The sequence below is a fragment of the Enterococcus sp. NBRC 3427 genome (assembly GCF_007996925.1).
In the GTDB taxonomy this organism is placed as follows: domain Bacteria; phylum Bacillota; class Bacilli; order Lactobacillales; family Enterococcaceae; genus Enterococcus_B; species Enterococcus_B lactis.
In genome coordinates this window covers 36082-51536 of the sequence record NZ_BJLL01000013.1, presented here as the reverse complement: position 1 = coordinate 51536, position 15455 = coordinate 36082, and the positions used below count along the sequence as shown (strand labels likewise).

Here is a 15455-nt window from a genome sequence, read left to right as displayed (position 1 = left end):
GCTAGAATAACATCAAGGAATAATAAGTTTTGGTTTTCAGATAATAGTCGATAAGTTGTGTATTGGAATTTTAGATACAGTAATAAAGTATTTTTCATGAAATTTTGTGAGAATCACTATTACAAGTATCTTTAATAAAATTAATGGTTAAGGAGGAACTTAAAGTAGAATGTAAATGAATAGTTGTAGTCAGTCGATTGTGATACTAGACTCAAAGTTGCAGGAATAAGTTTTTCAATTTGTGATTGGAAGATAAAAAATGAAAAAGAAGGGCTTTTTTTTATACTTTGTTGATTGTAGTGTTTATTTTCCCTCTGTTTAGCCAAGTAACATTTTCTATGACTCAACCAGTTTCAAGTGAGGAACATGATAACCTTTTTCGTGCTACAGAAGAGTTTAAGAAATATCAGGAAAATATTGTTCCGGAGACTCCATTAGCTAGTGAGCCAATTACTGATATTGATGGAAACCAAATAGGATGGTATATACAGTACGAAGTTATGGTGGTAAATAATGACTCAATAGTAAAAAATACAGTAGGCTTAGAGCTAACACCGATTGAAAAGGTGAGTTCATTGTTAACGTATATTTATACTGATGAAAGTGACGAGACTGAGATCATTTTAACGGATTACTCAAAAATTGCTACTGATAAAAAGTATATATTGTGGATGTAGACACTAGTGAAATACTTTATGATATAGAAATTGATGAAAATTTACTAGATGTAGCACAAGAAATCGATCATCAAAAGCAGGAAGCTATTCGATATGCTGGTAGAAAAGGGAAAAGAAAATATTTATTACGTGAATGTAGCAAAAGTTAGAGAAGATGAAAATGAGTGGAAAGAATTCAAGAGTCGCTACTCAATTAACTCGACTCCGACATTTACAGTTTACAGAGAAGGATCGATAGAAAAAACTGTTTTTTGGACTAAAGAAAGTGGAATGTCTTTAGCTGAAGTAGAAGAGTTTTTGGATTATGTTAGTATGCAACAGTAAGGGAGTTCTTATTATGAAAAATTTTGACACATATTATGTTATTGTTTTTTCGATATCTTTGCTGTTAATATTACTAACTTTAATGCAGTATAAAGAGTATCCAGAGTATTTTATTTTAACTTTTGTATATTTAGTAAGTAGCTACACACTTCTATATAAATTCAGAAGTTCTTCTAGAGTTTCTAAAGTTTGTTTCTTAATTAGCTTATTGATTCTATAATATTTTTGATTTATATAGGAAATTAAAAATATTATAGAATCAACACTCAGAGAACGGGTTGGTTTTTAATAGATTTAATAAGTACTGATAATGAAATTTCTCCTGGTTGGGAAAACGAAGTTGGTTACCCTGTAGAAGAATTTTTTCAAGATTACTTTGCGGAGTATGCCTATAGGATAATGAGAGATTACGTAACAGATAAAACTCAAGAAGTCATCAATCAATCCCAGTCATTAAATGAATTATCTGATAAGGCGAAAGAAGAAGCAGTTGCCATTATTTCTTCAGGGATTAGTGACTATATTGATATGAGTGGTGAAATCAATTATGGCGATAAAGACAAAATTGTACGCATGATAAAAGCTTTTATCAAAACTTTTGATGTGAAGGCAGATCTTAAGTTTAATGATACTTACCTAGTAGGAAAATTAATTAATATCCTTGGGACAGAGAAAGATACGGAAACGTTTATTTCCTCTTTGTCTATGTTGTTTACAGATAAGCATTTTTCAACTCAGCTTGGTGGAGAGGAACTAGTGGAAATCTTTTAACCATTACGCCCAGCATTAATAAAAGTATATCAAAAAAGTACTCCTGATGATTTTTAAGATTGGTTTGAGAAATAATGTGAAAACACTATTTTTAATGTTAATTATAGATAGAGATGAACGCGTCATATGGTTAAAAGAATGAAAAAGTCAAAGATACACTGCTATATTTCACTAAGGATATAGCAGTGTATCTTTCATGTCGTTTCACTGGCAGTTTTTTATAAAAGGAGGTGTGCATTTCAGTTGCTTTTCTTTGGTAGTTAGTTGAATCGTTTAAGAATTAACGGATGTGGCAGACAGGTGCTCTGTCCAAAAACCAGTAAAATCTTTGATGGTTCCATCTTTATTTAGCTGTGCCTGTTCAAATACTGTTTTGTTTTTACCGAATGGATCAATTGCAATAATTGTTCCGATCCCCGCACGTTTGGCAGCAAGTAATCCTGAGTAAGCATCTTCGATAACAAGACAATCAGCCGGAGCTAAGCTCAGTTTGTCTGCCGCTTTAAGAAAAATATCCGGTTGCGGTTTCCCAGGGAAAGAGCCGTCGTCATAGACAATCTTGTCCCAGTCAAACCAGCGGGCTAAATCGAAAATATCAAAATAAAAAGCAACATTCTCTTTGACAGTAGCCGTGGCAATCGTTAATGGAATCTGTTGGTCAGTCAGCTGGTCAAGAGTCGCTTCAAGCCCTTTTGTCAACTGAAGCTCGTTTTCATTTTGCAAGCAAAGCATACGATAATAGCTTTCTTTTTCTTCTGACAATACGGCGATCTCAGAGGCGGTCAAATGCTCTGAAATGAAATGTTTCAAAATCTCCGTATTCGTCCGACCATGAATATTTTTTAAAATATCCTCGTCTGATAAACCATCTTTTGTATGATCATGTATCATATGCAGCCAAGCAGCTTCATGCAGATGAGAGTCCAAAAACATTGTTCCGTTGAAATCAAATATAATCCCTTTCATAGTTACGCTCCTATAGTGGTATTTTCGGTTGAATCAGCAATTTGCAGATCGACATATTGTGCATAGTGCTCTTGAACCTCCCGCGAGATCTGGCGATCCGTAATGAGCAGATCGAAATCATGCAAATTATAAAACACATAAAAATCATCTCGATTGAATTTTTTATTATCAACGAGTAGATATTTCTTACGGGAATTATTTAGAGCGATCTGCTGTGCTTCTCCTTCTTCGGTACTGTAAGTAGAGATCGCTTCGTTGTGAACGCCATTTGAACTGATAAATGCTTTTGTAAACTTTAGTCTTCTTAAATTGTCGTTGGTGATCGGTCCGACAAATGCGCCGGTATTTTTCCGGAAATCACCGCCAATCAGTAGAATTTCTGGTCCATCTGCTTGAGCAAGAATATCAAAAACTGGATAATTATTTGTAATGATCCGAATTTTCTTGTTCAGTAAATGCGTCGCCAATAGTTCGATTGTTGTACCTGGTCCTAAGAAAATCGTTTCTCCCTCGTGAATCAAGGAGGCTGCTGTGGCAGCAATTTCTTTTTTTTCTTGAATCTGCAGAGTGGCTTTTTCAGTGTGAGAAAGTTCTTGATCTAAAGTGTAGGAAAGACTTTGAGCCCCTCCATGGACACGCAGCAGCTTGCCCGATTTTTCTAATTCATCTAAATCTCTGCGAACGGTCATATCAGAAACATCTAATTGATTGATGATTTCATTAACGGTAAGGATTCCTTTTTTATTGACCATTTCTACGATAGTAAGCAATCTTTCTTTTTTCAACATTGTCTTCACCTCTAATTTAAGGATAATCTATCATATAAACGGACAACAGTCAATCTAATTCAAACAAAAGTAAACATTTAGGGTGGTTTTTATGTTTGTTACAATAGATTTTATTGCTGTTTTCTGGTTTTTATGATTATTTGTGTTTGTTTTTGTTGAAAAATGTTTTGGATGCGTTTACAATGCAATCAGTTAGAAAGAGCGAAAACTGATTATAGATTTGAGGAGAGATGTACATGCTTAAATTACCAGAAGATTTTATTTTTGGCGGAGCCACAGCAGCCTATCAGGTTGAAGGAGCCACTAAGGAAGGTGGCAAAGGCGCTGTTGCTTGGGATGACTTTTTAGAGGAACAAGGGCGATTCAGTCCCGATCCGGCAAGTGATTTTTATCATCAATATGCAAAGGACATTGAATTGTGTGAACGTTTTGGTGTAAATGGTCTAAGATTATCCATTGCTTGGAGCCGCATTTTTCCTGATGGAGCTGGGAAACCAAATCCAGAAGGAATCGCTTTTTATCATCGTGTGTTCGAAGAATGTAAGAAAAGAAACGTAACGCCGTTTGTGACGTTGCATCATTTTGATACCCCTAAACGTTTGTTTGACCATGGAGATTTTTTGAATCGAGAAACAATAGAAGCATTTGTTTCCTATGCCATTTTTTGTTTTCATGAATTCAAAGAAGTCAAGGTGTGGAGTACCTTTAATGAAATCTATCCAGTTGCAACCAATCAATATTTGTTAGGTGTTTTCCCACCAGGAATCAAATATGATTTTACAAAGATCGTCGCCTGTCTTCATAATATGATGGTTGCTCATGCCCGTGTAGTGAACTATTTCAAAGAAAACGAACTTCCGGGTGAAATTGGTGTAGTTCACTCATTAGAGACGAAATATGCGGCAACAGACGCGCCGGAAGATAAGCATGCTGCCTTTTTAGACGATGCATTGTCGATCCGTTTCTTATTAGATGCTACCTATTTAGGCTATTATTCAACTGAAACCTTGACTGCTCTTGATGAGATATGTGAAGCAAATCAGGCCAGCTATCATTTTCCTGAAGAAGATTTCGTTGAATTGAAAAAAGCATCCACGCGTAATGACTACTTAGGGATCAATCACTACCAATGCCATTTTGTCAAAGCTTACGATGGAGAAAATGCAATCCATCATAACGGTACGGGTGAAAAAGGGACCTCTGTTTATAAAGTGAAGGGAATCGGAGAACGTATTTATAAAGAAGGAATTCCTCGAACTGATTGGGACTGGCTGATTTATCCAGAAGGTCTATATGACTTGTTGCTGCGAATTAAAAGCGATTACCCACATTACAACAAAATCTATATCACTGAGAACGGGATGGGGTATAAAGATCAGTTTGAAGATGGCATTATTATGGATCAGCCGAGAATCGACTATTTGAGAGTCTATTTGGAATCCTTAAGCAAGGCGATAACAGCCGGGGTAAATGTGAAGGGGTATTTTTTGTGGTCGCTTATGGATCTTTTCTCATGGACAAATGGGTATAACAAAAGGTATGGCTTGTTTTATGTTGATTTTGAAACCCAGAAGCGTTACCCAAAAGAATCAGCTTACTGGTACAAGTTGGTCAGTGAAACCAAAACGATTATTTAATAAGTGATAATGGAGGAAGAAAAGATGAATAAAGAGGAATTACAAATGCTTGGTTTTGAGATCGTTGCATATTCAGGCGACGCTCGCAGTACATTATTGAAATTATTGAAAGAAGTAAGACAAGGAAACTTTGAACATGTTGATTCGGCGTTGAAAGAAGCCGACGAAAATTTAACCCTTGCACATAATTCGCAAACAAAAATTTTAGCGGAAGAAGCATCTGGGAAAGAGATGGAGATGGGATTCATTTTTATCCATGGGCAGGATCATTTAATGACCACTTTATTGCTGAGAGATCTGATTCAAGACTTTATTGTACTGTACAGACAGAATCAAGGATAGGAGAAGAACGCTATGGATGGAATCATTAAACAAATCGAAAAAGGGAAACCATTTTTTGAAAAAATCTCACGTAATAGTTATTTAGGAGCCGTTCGTGACGGATTTTTAACAGCGATGCCAGCTATTTTATTTTCAAGCATTTTCATTTTGATTGCTGCGGTTCCTGAGATTTTTGGTTACCAATGGCCTGAATCTGTCTCCACATGGCTATGGAAAGTCTATAATTATTCGATGGGTGTTGTAGGGTTACTCGTTTCAGCAACCACTGCTCGCTGCTTGGCTGATTCGATGAATCGTCGCTTACCGAAAAACAAAGTAATCAACACCACCTCTGTGATGCTGGCCTCTGTGGTAAGTTTCCTGTTGTTAAGCGTCTCTCCGATTGAAGGTGGATTTTCAACGGAATATATGGGGACAAAGGGACTACTGGCTTCCTTTGTCGCTGCATTTTTAACAGTTAATTTATATAAGTTTTGTGTGCTGAAAGATATTACCATTAAAATGCCTAAAGAAGTTCCTGGAACGATTTCGCAAACCTTCCGAGATATTTTTCCTTTCTCTTTTTCAGTATTTGCGGCCGTTTTAATTGATTTAGGCATTCGACAAATCTTCCAAATCTCATTTGCAGAAGCAATCATTACGGTGCTGCAGCCGCTATTTACAGCAGCTGACGGGTACTTAGGAATCGCTATTATCTGGGGAGCGATGGCGCTGTTTTGGTTTGTCGGTGTTCATGGACCGTCGATCGTGGAGCCGGCAATTGCGGCAATTATCTATGCCAATGTGGAAACCAATCTGCAATTGTTCAATTCCGGTGAACAAGCTTCTAAAGTACTGACGGTGGGTTTAGGGAATTTTGTAGGAACTATGGGAGGAACTGGGGCAACATTGGTTGTTCCTTTTATCTTCCTACTCTTTGCTAAGTCTAAGCAGTTGAAGGCAGTTGGGAAAGCTTCCTTTATTCCAGTAAGTTTCGCTGTCAACGAACCATTGCTATTTGCGGCACCCATGATTTTGAACCCTTATTTTTTTATTCCATTTTTGTTAACACCTGTTGTAAACGTTTGCTTGTTCAAGTTTTTTGTCGATGTATTGGGCATGAACAGCTTTATGTACGTTTTGCCTTGGGCAACTCCAGCACCGATCGGTTTGGTTCTAGGAACGGGCATGGGTATCTTAGCTTTTGTTCTAGCAGCGGTTCTAATCGTCGTTGACTTCCTGATCTATCTACCATTTTGCAAAGCATACGATGCTGTCTTAGTAGAGAAAGAAGCACAAAAAGCAGAGGTGATCGCAACCGAGGAAGGTGCTTCTGCCGATGTACGTGAGGAAGTACCTGTGGCAGCGAGTCAAGTTATCAGCGATGCAAATAAAGAAATCAATGTGTTGGTACTTTGTGCTGGCGCAGGGACAAGTGCGATGTTAGCTAATGCTTTAAAAAAAGGTGCATCTGAATCGAAAGCACCGATCAGTGCAATGGCGGGTGCTTATGGTTCTCATTACGAAATGCTGCAGGATTTTGATATGGTGGTCTTAGCACCGCAAGTCAATTCTTACTATGATGATATCAAAGAAGACACCGATCGCTTAGGAATCAAGCTGGTTGCGACAAAAGGAGCAGAATATATCGGATTAACGAGAGATCCTGAAAAAGCTGTTCAGTTTATTCTGAACCAATTTCAATAAAGGAGGAGCCATAATGAAAATGGGAATTTGGTTGCGTAAAGCTGTTTTATTTGCAGCTGTGTTAGGGGCTTTGGGGGCTGTTTCAAAAACTGTTGAAGCATCTGCCAGCGAATTTATTCGCGGAGCAGATATTTCGATCCTGTCAGATATGGAAAAATCTGGTGCAAAATATTATGAAGACGATATTTCAAAAGATGCCTTAGAGATTTTAAAAAATAATGGTGTCAACTATGTTCGACTGCGTTTGTGGCAGGATCCTTATAATAGTAATGGAGAAAGTTATGGAGCAGGGACAAATGATCTGGAAACGACGATTGACCTTGCAAAACGAGCAAAAAATCTGGGACTTAAGGTGCTGCTGGATTTTCACTACAGTGATTTTTGGGTTGATCCTGGGAAACAGAATCTTCCTAAAGCATGGCAAGGTCTGACCTTTGAAGAAATGAATACGGCATTGTACGACTATACAAAGAACGTTCTGTCGGAAATGAAGCAGCTGGACGTTTATCCTGATATGGTTCAGATCGGCAATGAACTGAATAGCGGAATGCTCTGGCCTTATGGCAAGTCTTGGGGAGAAGGCGGGGGAGAATTTGATCGATTGGCTGCTTTTTTGAAGTCTGGTATCCAAGCTGTTCGAGACACTCAACCTAAAACAACTCCAGTAATGCTCCACTTAGCTGATGGTGGCGATACAGGAGCATTTACTTGGTGGTTTGATGAAATCACGAGTCGAGGTGTGTCATTTGATTTAATTGGAGTGTCGTATTATCCGTATTGGCACGGTTCAATGAATGAACTTCAAACCAATATGAATGCGATCAGCCAACGGTATGGTAAAGAAGTGATCGTAGTTGAAACAGCTTATGGGCATACAACAGCGAATGCCGATACTATGCCAAATGCTTTTGGCGAAGCCGAAGCAGCTGCGGGGGGATATGAACCAACACCGACAGGACAAGCAGAGTATTTGCTGGATCTTGCCGATCGGATTCAGGCAGTACCGAATAATCGCGGGGCGGGCTTCTTCTATTGGGAACCTCTTTGGTACAACGGAAATGTGAGTTGGGCAACACAAGCAGGTATGAATTATCTCAGTGTTCAATCCACTATGGGAAACGAATGGGACAACCAAGCGATGTTTGATTTTGCTGGAAACGCCTTGCCAAGCTTGCGTGCGTTTAAACAAGCAGGGGCGCAAATAAATCTAGTTAAAAATGCAAGTTTCGAAAGCGATGGACCAACGACCAGTCCTTCCAATTGGCAAACCTGGTTTCAACAAGGAACCGCTAAGGGTACGATCAAAACGGAAGCGGGCACTTTTTTTGGGGACTACAAACTAACTTTTTGGCAGGATCAAGCATACGAGGCATCAGCTTATCAAAATGTTAGTGGCATAAGCAAAGGAACTTACACATTGAGTGCCTATGTAATGTCTGGGGGAGAGTTTGATACTAATCAGTTATATATCAAAAATTATGGTGGAGCGGAACTAAATACTGCGGTTGTTAAAACAAGTGAATGGACAAAAATTACAATCAAAGACATTCCAATTACAACAGGTGTTTGTGAAATTGGGGTTTATAGCAAGGCTTCAGGAAATGCTTGGACGAACGTTGATTTTGTTTCATTGGTGAAACAATAGACTGCGGATCGTTTCGATTCAAGATCGGAGGTTCCCTTCAGCCACATCGTTAGCGTAGAAGGCAGGAATCGAACCTGCACCTCGCCTTTGCCAAAAATAACCAGAAACGATTTCCAGTCATTTTTACCAAAACGAGTAAAGCACCAGACTTCATCTACACTTTGTATTATGCTAAAGAGAGTTCAACGATTTCGTAAGAAGCAATGAAAAAATTGCAAAAAGTTGTGCAGATAACATAAAGTTTGTTTAAGAAAGGGTAACCTTAGAATTCCGTCGTGAATATGATTTGAGCACTTAGATGGATAGAAAAAAGTTCTCGGAAAACAGTTCGTTTTTCGAGAACTTCTTTTTATGATAAGAATGAAACAAATTAACTTATATTATAGTCTCTTTTGGTAGGGAACCATCTTATTTTTAATGAAAATCAAGCATTTTAGCTATTGAAGAATGTTGATTTATAGGGATTCCCCCTCCATATTATGTTGGCTCTTTATTCCCACTCCACTGTTGCTGGTGGTTTAGAAGTGATGTCATACACGATACGGTTGACGTGGGCTACTTCGTTTACGATACGTACAGAGATTTTTTGCAAGACTTCCCATGGGATACGGGCAAAGTCAGCGGTCATTCCGTCGATTGAAGTTACAGCACGGATACCGACTGTGTAGTCGTAAGTACGTCCGTCACCCATAACACCGACAGAGCGGATCCCTGGAAGAACAGTGAAATATTGCCAGATATCACGGTCAAGTCCAGCAGCTGCGATTTCTTCACGCAAGATAGCATCAGATTCGCGTACGATTTCTAGCTTGTCTTCAGTGATTTCGCCAAGAACACGAATACCAAGACCAGGACCAGGGAATGGCTGACGCCAAACGATTGAATCAGGCATGCCTAACTGAGTCCCTAATTCACGGACTTCGTCTTTGAATAATGTGTTTAATGGTTCGATCAATTCAAATTGCATATCTTCTGGCAGTCCACCTACATTATGGTGAGATTTGATCGTCTGTGCTGTTTCTGTACCAGATTCGATAACGTCAGTATACAACGTTCCTTGTGCTAGGAAAGAGACGCCTTCTTCACCAGCAAGTTTTGTTGCTTCGTCATCAAAAACATATACGAATTCATTCCCAATGATTTTACGTTTTTGTTCTGGGTCAGATACACCTTTCAACTTGTCTAAGAAGCGATCTCTTGCATCGACTTTGATGATGTTCAAGCCGAATTTTCCGCCTAGACTTTCCATTACTTGTTCCGCTTCGCCTTTGCGTAGCAGACCGTGGTCAACAAAGATAGATGTCAATTGGTCACCGATCGCTTTTTGTAAAAGAACCCCAACGACACTAGAATCAACGCCACCTGAAAGACCAAGCAAGACTTTTTTGTCACCAACTTGTTCACGGATTTTTTCTACTTGCATATCGATAAAGTTATCCATTGTCCAGTTACCTTCACAGTGACAAACATCAAAGGCAAAGTGGCGCAGCAATTCGATTCCGTATTCGGAATGACGTACTTCTGCATGGAATTGGATACCATAAAAATTACGTGTTGTGTCTTGGATAGAAGCAATCGGACAATCTTTGCTTGTTCCGACTGTTTCAAAGCCTTCAGGAACTTTAGTTACCAAGTCACCATGGCTCATCCATACTGTTTGTTGTTTTGGTGTTTCTTTAAACAAGACAGCTTGATCGCTTGTTACTTCTAACAAGGCTTTCCCATATTCGCGGTTTTTAGCAGGCTCTACGGAACCGCCAAGTTTGTACGTGATCAATTGCATACCATAGCAAATCCCTAATACAGGAATACCTAAATTGAAGATCTCAGGATCGATCCCAAATGCATTCTCATCATATACACTGTTTGGTCCGCCAGAAAGAATGATTCCCTTTGGATTCATCGCTTTTACTTCTTCTGCAGTAATGCGGTGGCTCAATAATTCGGAAAAGACTCCAAGATCACGAATACGTCTTGTGATCAATTGGTTATACTGACTACCGTAGTCTAATACGATAATCTTTTCAACGTTCGTCATATCGGCAACGTTTGTCAAATTTATTACCCCTATCCCTTTAAATTTTATCTCAAAATAGTCAAACTATTTTAAAATGCTAATATTTTCGCATGAAAATCGAATCGATGATATGATTTTCAGTTTTATGGAGAATTATATCGGCTCTTCCTCGTGTAGGCAAGATATATTCCTGTAAATTTTTCAAATTCACATTTTTCCATACATCTTTTGCCATTTTAAAGGCTTCTTCACGATCTCCGATAGCAAAACGATAATAATAATTCTCTGGATTTTGGAAAGCCGTATCCAGTAACGCACCAAAACGATCCAAATACCATTTTTCGATCAGCACGGGATCGGCATCGACATAGACAGAAAAATCAAAAAAGTCGCTGACGTAGATTTGCTGATTCGCAGGTAATTGAAGCGTATTGATCCCCTCAACGATCAAGATATCAGGTTGCTGGATCAGCTCGTACTTATCTGGAATGATATCATATACATCATGTGAGTAAACAGGTACTTTTATCTCTTCCTGACCAGATTTTACACGATTCAAGAAGTCGATCAGCATCTCCATATCATAACTTTCAGGAAATCCTTTGCGATCCATGATTCCACGCTCTTTTAATATACGATTTGGATAAAGAAATCCATCAGTCGTGATCAGCTGAACATTTCTTCGTTTGAAGGTACGAGACAAAATCGTCTGCAGCAGTCTGGCTGTGGTACTTTTTCCAACGGCTACGCTTCCGGCAATCCCGATAATAAAAGGCGGTACTTCTACATATTTATGAAGAAATAAACCTTTACTCAAGAACAAAGATTCAAATTCTTTCATATATAGATATATCAGATGAGCAAGAGGTACGTAGATATCTCGAACATCCTGCATGGAAATGCGGTCATTCAAACTTTTGATATTATCTAGTTCATCTTGTGTCAAAGGTGCTTGCCCATTACGATAAAATTCTCGCCATTCTTCTCTTGCCACACGGTAGTAGTTCATTGGATCATTCATATTAGCCTCCTGCGTTCTCCCATCAATGGAACTATTTTAACACAAAATAAACACAAACCCCACCACTTAAGAGAGATTGCCAATCTTTTTGTACAATCTTTATAATAGAAAGAAAAGGAGTTTTATTCTTGACTTGCGCACGGATACATAAAAGGATAGACTGTTGACATGAAAGAAATGAGAAGGATGGAAGACATGACAAATCATTACTATTCTGAACGCCCAGATACGGCGCACGATTTTGAACAATGGGCTTTTGAGTTAAAAGGCAGAACCTTTCAATTTGTAACTGATTCTGGTGTATTTTCACGTGAAACAGTGGATTATGGTTCACGTGTCCTGATTGATGCTTTTGATTGGGAAGAGTTACCTGATGAAGGAAAGATCTTAGATGTGGGATGCGGGTATGGACCGATTGGGCTAGCTTTGGCATTTGCGACACAACGGTTTGTTGAAATGGTCGACATTAATGAGCGAGCTGTGAGTCTAGCGCAAGGAAACGCAAAGCGTAACCAAATCGAACAAGTGGACATCCATCAATCGAATATCTATGAAGTACTTCATGAAGAAACCTATGCAGCTATCGTCAGCAATCCGCCAATCCGTGCTGGAAAAAAAGTCGTACATGAAATCTTGACAGGCGCATATCCTCGATTGAAGCAGGGCGGTACACTGACAATTGTGATCCAGAAGAAACAAGGAGCGCCGAGTGCGCAAAAGAAGATGGAAGAAACATTTGGCAATGCAGAAATCGTTACAAAAGATAAAGGATATTATATCATCAAAAGTGTGAAAGAATAACTAGCTGAAAAATAATAGAGCGGCGAAAAAGTGGAACTGGGCGTGCATGTACGGGTACGTATCAGTTCTTTTTTTGTTGAGAAGTTTTTAAAAACAAAGAACTATTTTTTCTTCGAAAAGAAATAGTAGGAACAGAGTCGTTGTTTTTTACGATAAAATAAATAAGATACAGAACTTGTATAGAAGGCTGCCAAGTTGGTAGATAAAGGAGATTTTTATCAAAAAACATACTTTCTTTTTTTCTCTATTCTTTTCTTGGGGGGTTTGGTACACTGATAGGGAATTTAGATAGAAGGGAGCCACTAGGGTGAAGCTGACCATCAGAGATATCGCAGAAATGGCAGGGGTCTCAGTAACAACTGTCTCACAGATTTTGAATAACAAAGGAAGCCGATTTAGTGATAAGACAAGAAAAAAAGTGTTGTCGATCGTGAATGAACATCATTATAAACCCGATTATTTCGCCTCAAATGTAATCAATCGACATTCAAAGACCATCGGAATGATCGTCCCTGATGTCACCGATTTCTTCTTCTCCAAACTGATCGAAGGTGTAGAGAGCTATTTGAATCCTTTGGGCTATGTGATCATGTTATGCAATTCTCGTCATAGCCAAGAAAATGAGATCAAGTATTTACAAGAGCTTTCCCACCGCTCAGTGGACGGGATCTTGCTGGCAACACCAAATATTTTACCTGAGAAATACGCATTAGACAGCGGATTTTATCAAAAAATGCCGATTATTTTAATCGATCGCGGATTGAATCGTCGGGATAACGGACGGCTTATCGTAAAGGAATATGAGGGCGCCTATCAAGCCGTTTCACTATTTATTGAAAGCGGCCATACGAAGATCGGCATGCTGAAGGAAACCACTGGATACTATCAATTAGAAGAACGTTTCAACGGATATCGTCATGCGCTGAAAGATCATGGCCTGCCTTTTAATGGGAAATTTGTTGAACATGGAGAGTTGACTGTCCAAGGTGGATATACTGCATCAAAAAAATTACTCAAACATAAAGATATCACGGCTATTTTTTGCGGAAATGATGCCATGGCGATCGGATGCTATCAGGCGATAGATGAATTGGGCAAAAAAATCCCAGAAGATATCTCAGTCATAGGATTCGATGGATTAAAGCTCTCAGAATACATGATTCCGCAATTGACGACAGTGCAGCAACCAAGTTTTGATATTGGATTTTATGCTGCACGTTTCCTGATTGATACGATCGAATTTCCTCAAAGAAAAGTTCCGAACAAAGTGTTCGAAACAAAATTAATTATTCGTGAGAGCGTAAAAGTATTGACAAAGGGCTAACTCGGCGGTATATTGCTTATGTAATCATTTACAAAGGCGAGTTAGTGCTTTTTTTATTTTTAGTAAACCAGTTTACTAAAGTGGTTTACCTTTCCTAAAAATAATGTATAATACCGAATGAAGACAAGGAGGATCAGGCAATGCGAATGGTGGATCTGATTGAAAAAAAGAGGGATGGAAACGAGCTGTCGAAAGAGGAAATCGAGTACATCGTCACGAACTATACGAATGGAAAGATTCCAGATTATCAAGTCAGTGCATTATTGATGGCAATTTTTTATCAAGACATGACAAATGAAGAAATCACGAACTTAACATTGGCGATTGCTAATTCTGGTGATGTCATCGATTTGAGTTCTCTTGAAGGAATAAAGGTAGATAAGCATTCGACAGGTGGCGTTGGTGACACGACCACATTGATTTTAGCCCCCCTAGTAGCTAGTGTCGGAGTGACAGTGGCTAAAATGTCTGGACGCGGTCTAGGTTACACAGGTGGTACGCTAGACAAGCTAGAAGCAATTCCCGGATTTCAGATCGAGCTTTCGGATGAAGCATTCGTGCGCATTGTCAATGAAAGTAAAGTAGCAGTAATCGGTCAATCAGGAAACTTGGCACCGGCGGACAAAAAATTGTACGCTTTGCGTGACGTCACAGCGACCGTTGATTCTCTTCCGCTGATTGCTAGTTCGATCATGAGTAAGAAGATCGCGGCAGGAGCAGATGCAATCGTTTTGGATGTGACCACTGGAGACGGTGCTTTCATGAAGAATATCGAAGATGCAAGACGTCTGGCAAAAACCATGACAAGCATTGGCAAACTAGCGAACCGAGAAACAGTGGCGGTAATCTCGGATATGTCAGAACCTCTTGGCGAAGCAATCGGAAATAGTCTAGAAGTTGTCGAGGCAATCGAAACATTACAAGGAAATGGTCCAGAAGATCTAGTAGAAATGTGCTACGCTTTAGGAAGCCAAATGGTTGTTCTTGCTGGCAAAGCTAAAACAATCGATGAAGCAAGAACGTTGCTTCAAGAAGCTCTGGAATCAGGTAAAGCGTTAGCAAAATTCAAAGAAATGATCCAAAATCAAGGGGGAGACCCAACGATCGTGGAACAACCAGAACGAATTTTGACTGCACGTTACACAATGGAGCTTCCTGCTAAACAAAGCGGAGTCGTGTCAAAAATCGTGGCAAACGAATTAGGAATTGCTGCAATGATGCTAGGTGCTGGGCGTAAAACCAAAGAAGACGATATTGATCACGCCGTTGGATTGAAACTGCATAAAAAAATCGGGGACACTGTGACAAAGGGCGAGTCATTATTGACAATCTATAGTAATGATGAAGAAATCTCTTCGGTTATTGAATTATTATATAAAAATATTGAAATTGGCGAATCAGCAATGAAGCCAACATTGATTCATGACATTATCACAGAATAAAAGGAAAAAAGCGG

The 15455-nt window shown here is 39.0% G+C and carries 14 protein-coding genes; 10 read left to right on the top strand and 4 right to left on the bottom strand.

Features of this window, described 5'->3' with window-relative positions; all coding sequences use genetic code 11:
• Positions 1–338: 338 nt before the first annotated feature.
• The 3 genes from ESP02_RS04970 (at position 339) to ESP02_RS04955 (ending at position 1772) form a co-directional block, all read left to right on the top strand.
• Positions 339–677 (top strand): hypothetical protein, encoded by a 339-nt coding sequence (locus ESP02_RS04970; protein WP_002288643.1) that lies wholly within the window; start codon positions 339–341, stop codon positions 675–677.
• A 93-nt stretch (positions 678–770) separates the two neighbouring features.
• Entirely contained in the window at positions 771–1001 is a 231-nt protein-coding gene (locus ESP02_RS04965; RefSeq protein ID WP_002288642.1) for a DUF6568 family protein, read from the top strand.
• 399 nt (positions 1002–1400) lie between these two features.
• Positions 1401–1772: a hypothetical protein gene (locus ESP02_RS04955; RefSeq protein ID WP_002288640.1), complete on the top strand. Its 372-nt coding sequence runs from the start codon at positions 1401–1403 to the stop codon at positions 1770–1772.
• A 273-nt stretch (positions 1773–2045) separates the two neighbouring features.
• Here ESP02_RS04955 and ESP02_RS04950 read toward each other — a convergent pair whose 3' ends face one another.
• Together ESP02_RS04950 and ESP02_RS04945 are read right to left on the bottom strand one after the other, a co-directional pair.
• Positions 2046–2738, bottom strand: a complete 693-nt coding sequence (locus tag ESP02_RS04950) for an HAD family phosphatase (RefSeq protein WP_002288638.1) — start codon at positions 2736–2738, stop codon at positions 2046–2048.
• 2 nt (positions 2739–2740) lie between these two features.
• Positions 2741–3526: a DeoR/GlpR family DNA-binding transcription regulator gene (locus ESP02_RS04945; RefSeq protein WP_002288637.1), complete on the bottom strand. Its 786-nt coding sequence runs from the start codon at positions 3524–3526 to the stop codon at positions 2741–2743.
• Positions 3527–3762: 236 nt separating this feature from the next.
• Between ESP02_RS04945 and lacG the strand changes: the two genes are divergently transcribed.
• Genes lacG through ESP02_RS04925 form a run of 4 tightly spaced genes read left to right on the top strand, consistent with a single transcriptional unit; the run spans position 3763 to position 8836 of the window.
• On the top strand, positions 3763–5163 hold the full coding sequence (lacG, locus tag ESP02_RS04940) for a 6-phospho-beta-galactosidase (protein WP_002288636.1): 1401 nt from the start codon (positions 3763–3765) through the stop codon (positions 5161–5163).
• A gap of 24 nt (positions 5164–5187) precedes the next feature.
• Positions 5188–5505, top strand: coding sequence for a PTS lactose/cellobiose transporter subunit IIA (locus ESP02_RS04935; RefSeq protein WP_002288635.1), 318 nt, complete (start codon positions 5188–5190; stop codon positions 5503–5505).
• Positions 5506–5517: 12 nt separating this feature from the next.
• Positions 5518–7191: a PTS lactose transporter subunit IIBC gene (locus ESP02_RS04930; RefSeq protein WP_002288634.1), complete on the top strand. Its 1674-nt coding sequence runs from the start codon at positions 5518–5520 to the stop codon at positions 7189–7191.
• 13 nt (positions 7192–7204) lie between these two features.
• Complete coding sequence (locus tag ESP02_RS04925) at positions 7205–8836, top strand: glycosyl hydrolase 53 family protein (RefSeq protein ID WP_002288633.1); 1632 nt, start codon at positions 7205–7207, stop codon at positions 8834–8836.
• A gap of 490 nt (positions 8837–9326) precedes the next feature.
• Here ESP02_RS04925 and guaA read toward each other — a convergent pair whose 3' ends face one another.
• Together guaA and coaA are read right to left on the bottom strand one after the other, a co-directional pair.
• Positions 9327–10892, bottom strand: a complete 1566-nt coding sequence (guaA, locus tag ESP02_RS04920; protein WP_002298578.1) for a glutamine-hydrolyzing GMP synthase — start codon at positions 10890–10892, stop codon at positions 9327–9329.
• 58 nt (positions 10893–10950) lie between these two features.
• Positions 10951–11874: a type I pantothenate kinase gene (gene coaA, locus ESP02_RS04915; RefSeq protein WP_002288627.1), complete on the bottom strand. Its 924-nt coding sequence runs from the start codon at positions 11872–11874 to the stop codon at positions 10951–10953.
• Between the two features lie 195 nt (positions 11875–12069).
• Between coaA and ESP02_RS04910 the strand changes: the two genes are divergently transcribed.
• The 3 genes from ESP02_RS04910 to ESP02_RS04900 all read left to right on the top strand — a co-directional run bounded on the left by ESP02_RS04910 (position 12070) and on the right by ESP02_RS04900 (position 15441).
• Positions 12070–12675 carry a class I SAM-dependent methyltransferase gene (locus ESP02_RS04910; protein ID WP_002309852.1) on the top strand — a complete coding sequence of 202 codons (606 nt, stop codon included), beginning with the start codon at positions 12070–12072 and terminating at the stop codon, positions 12673–12675.
• A 307-nt stretch (positions 12676–12982) separates the two neighbouring features.
• Positions 12983–13999: a LacI family DNA-binding transcriptional regulator gene (locus tag ESP02_RS04905; RefSeq protein WP_002291103.1), complete on the top strand. Its 1017-nt coding sequence runs from the start codon at positions 12983–12985 to the stop codon at positions 13997–13999.
• 140 nt (positions 14000–14139) lie between these two features.
• Positions 14140–15441, top strand: a complete 1302-nt coding sequence (locus ESP02_RS04900; RefSeq protein WP_002312334.1) for a pyrimidine-nucleoside phosphorylase — start codon at positions 14140–14142, stop codon at positions 15439–15441.
• Positions 15442–15455: the final 14 nt, after the last annotated feature.

What these genes read in the sequence shown, in the direction of transcription:
- ESP02_RS04925 (WP_002288633.1), top strand. Translation starts at nt 7,205, where the DNA reads ATGAAAATGGGAATTTGGTTGCGTAAAGCTGTTTTATTTGCAGCTGTG.
- ESP02_RS04935 (WP_002288635.1), top strand. Translation starts at nt 5,188, where the DNA reads ATGAATAAAGAGGAATTACAAATGCTTGGTTTTGAGATCGTTGCATAT.
- ESP02_RS04955 (WP_002288640.1), top strand. Translation starts at nt 1,401, where the DNA reads ATGAGAGATTACGTAACAGATAAAACTCAAGAAGTCATCAATCAATCC.
- ESP02_RS04970 (WP_002288643.1), top strand. Translation starts at nt 339, where the DNA reads ATGACTCAACCAGTTTCAAGTGAGGAACATGATAACCTTTTTCGTGCT.
- ESP02_RS04945 (WP_002288637.1), bottom strand. Translation starts at nt 3,526, where the DNA reads ATGTTGAAAAAAGAAAGATTGCTTACTATCGTAGAAATGGTCAATAAA.
- ESP02_RS04965 (WP_002288642.1), top strand. Translation starts at nt 771, where the DNA reads ATGCTGGTAGAAAAGGGAAAAGAAAATATTTATTACGTGAATGTAGCA.
- ESP02_RS04910 (WP_002309852.1), top strand. Translation starts at nt 12,070, where the DNA reads ATGACAAATCATTACTATTCTGAACGCCCAGATACGGCGCACGATTTT.
- ESP02_RS04950 (WP_002288638.1), bottom strand. Translation starts at nt 2,738, where the DNA reads ATGAAAGGGATTATATTTGATTTCAACGGAACAATGTTTTTGGACTCT.
- coaA (WP_002288627.1), bottom strand. Translation starts at nt 11,874, where the DNA reads ATGAATGATCCAATGAACTACTACCGTGTGGCAAGAGAAGAATGGCGA.
- ESP02_RS04930 (WP_002288634.1), top strand. Translation starts at nt 5,518, where the DNA reads ATGGATGGAATCATTAAACAAATCGAAAAAGGGAAACCATTTTTTGAA.
- lacG (WP_002288636.1), top strand. Translation starts at nt 3,763, where the DNA reads ATGCTTAAATTACCAGAAGATTTTATTTTTGGCGGAGCCACAGCAGCC.
- ESP02_RS04900 (WP_002312334.1), top strand. Translation starts at nt 14,140, where the DNA reads ATGCGAATGGTGGATCTGATTGAAAAAAAGAGGGATGGAAACGAGCTG.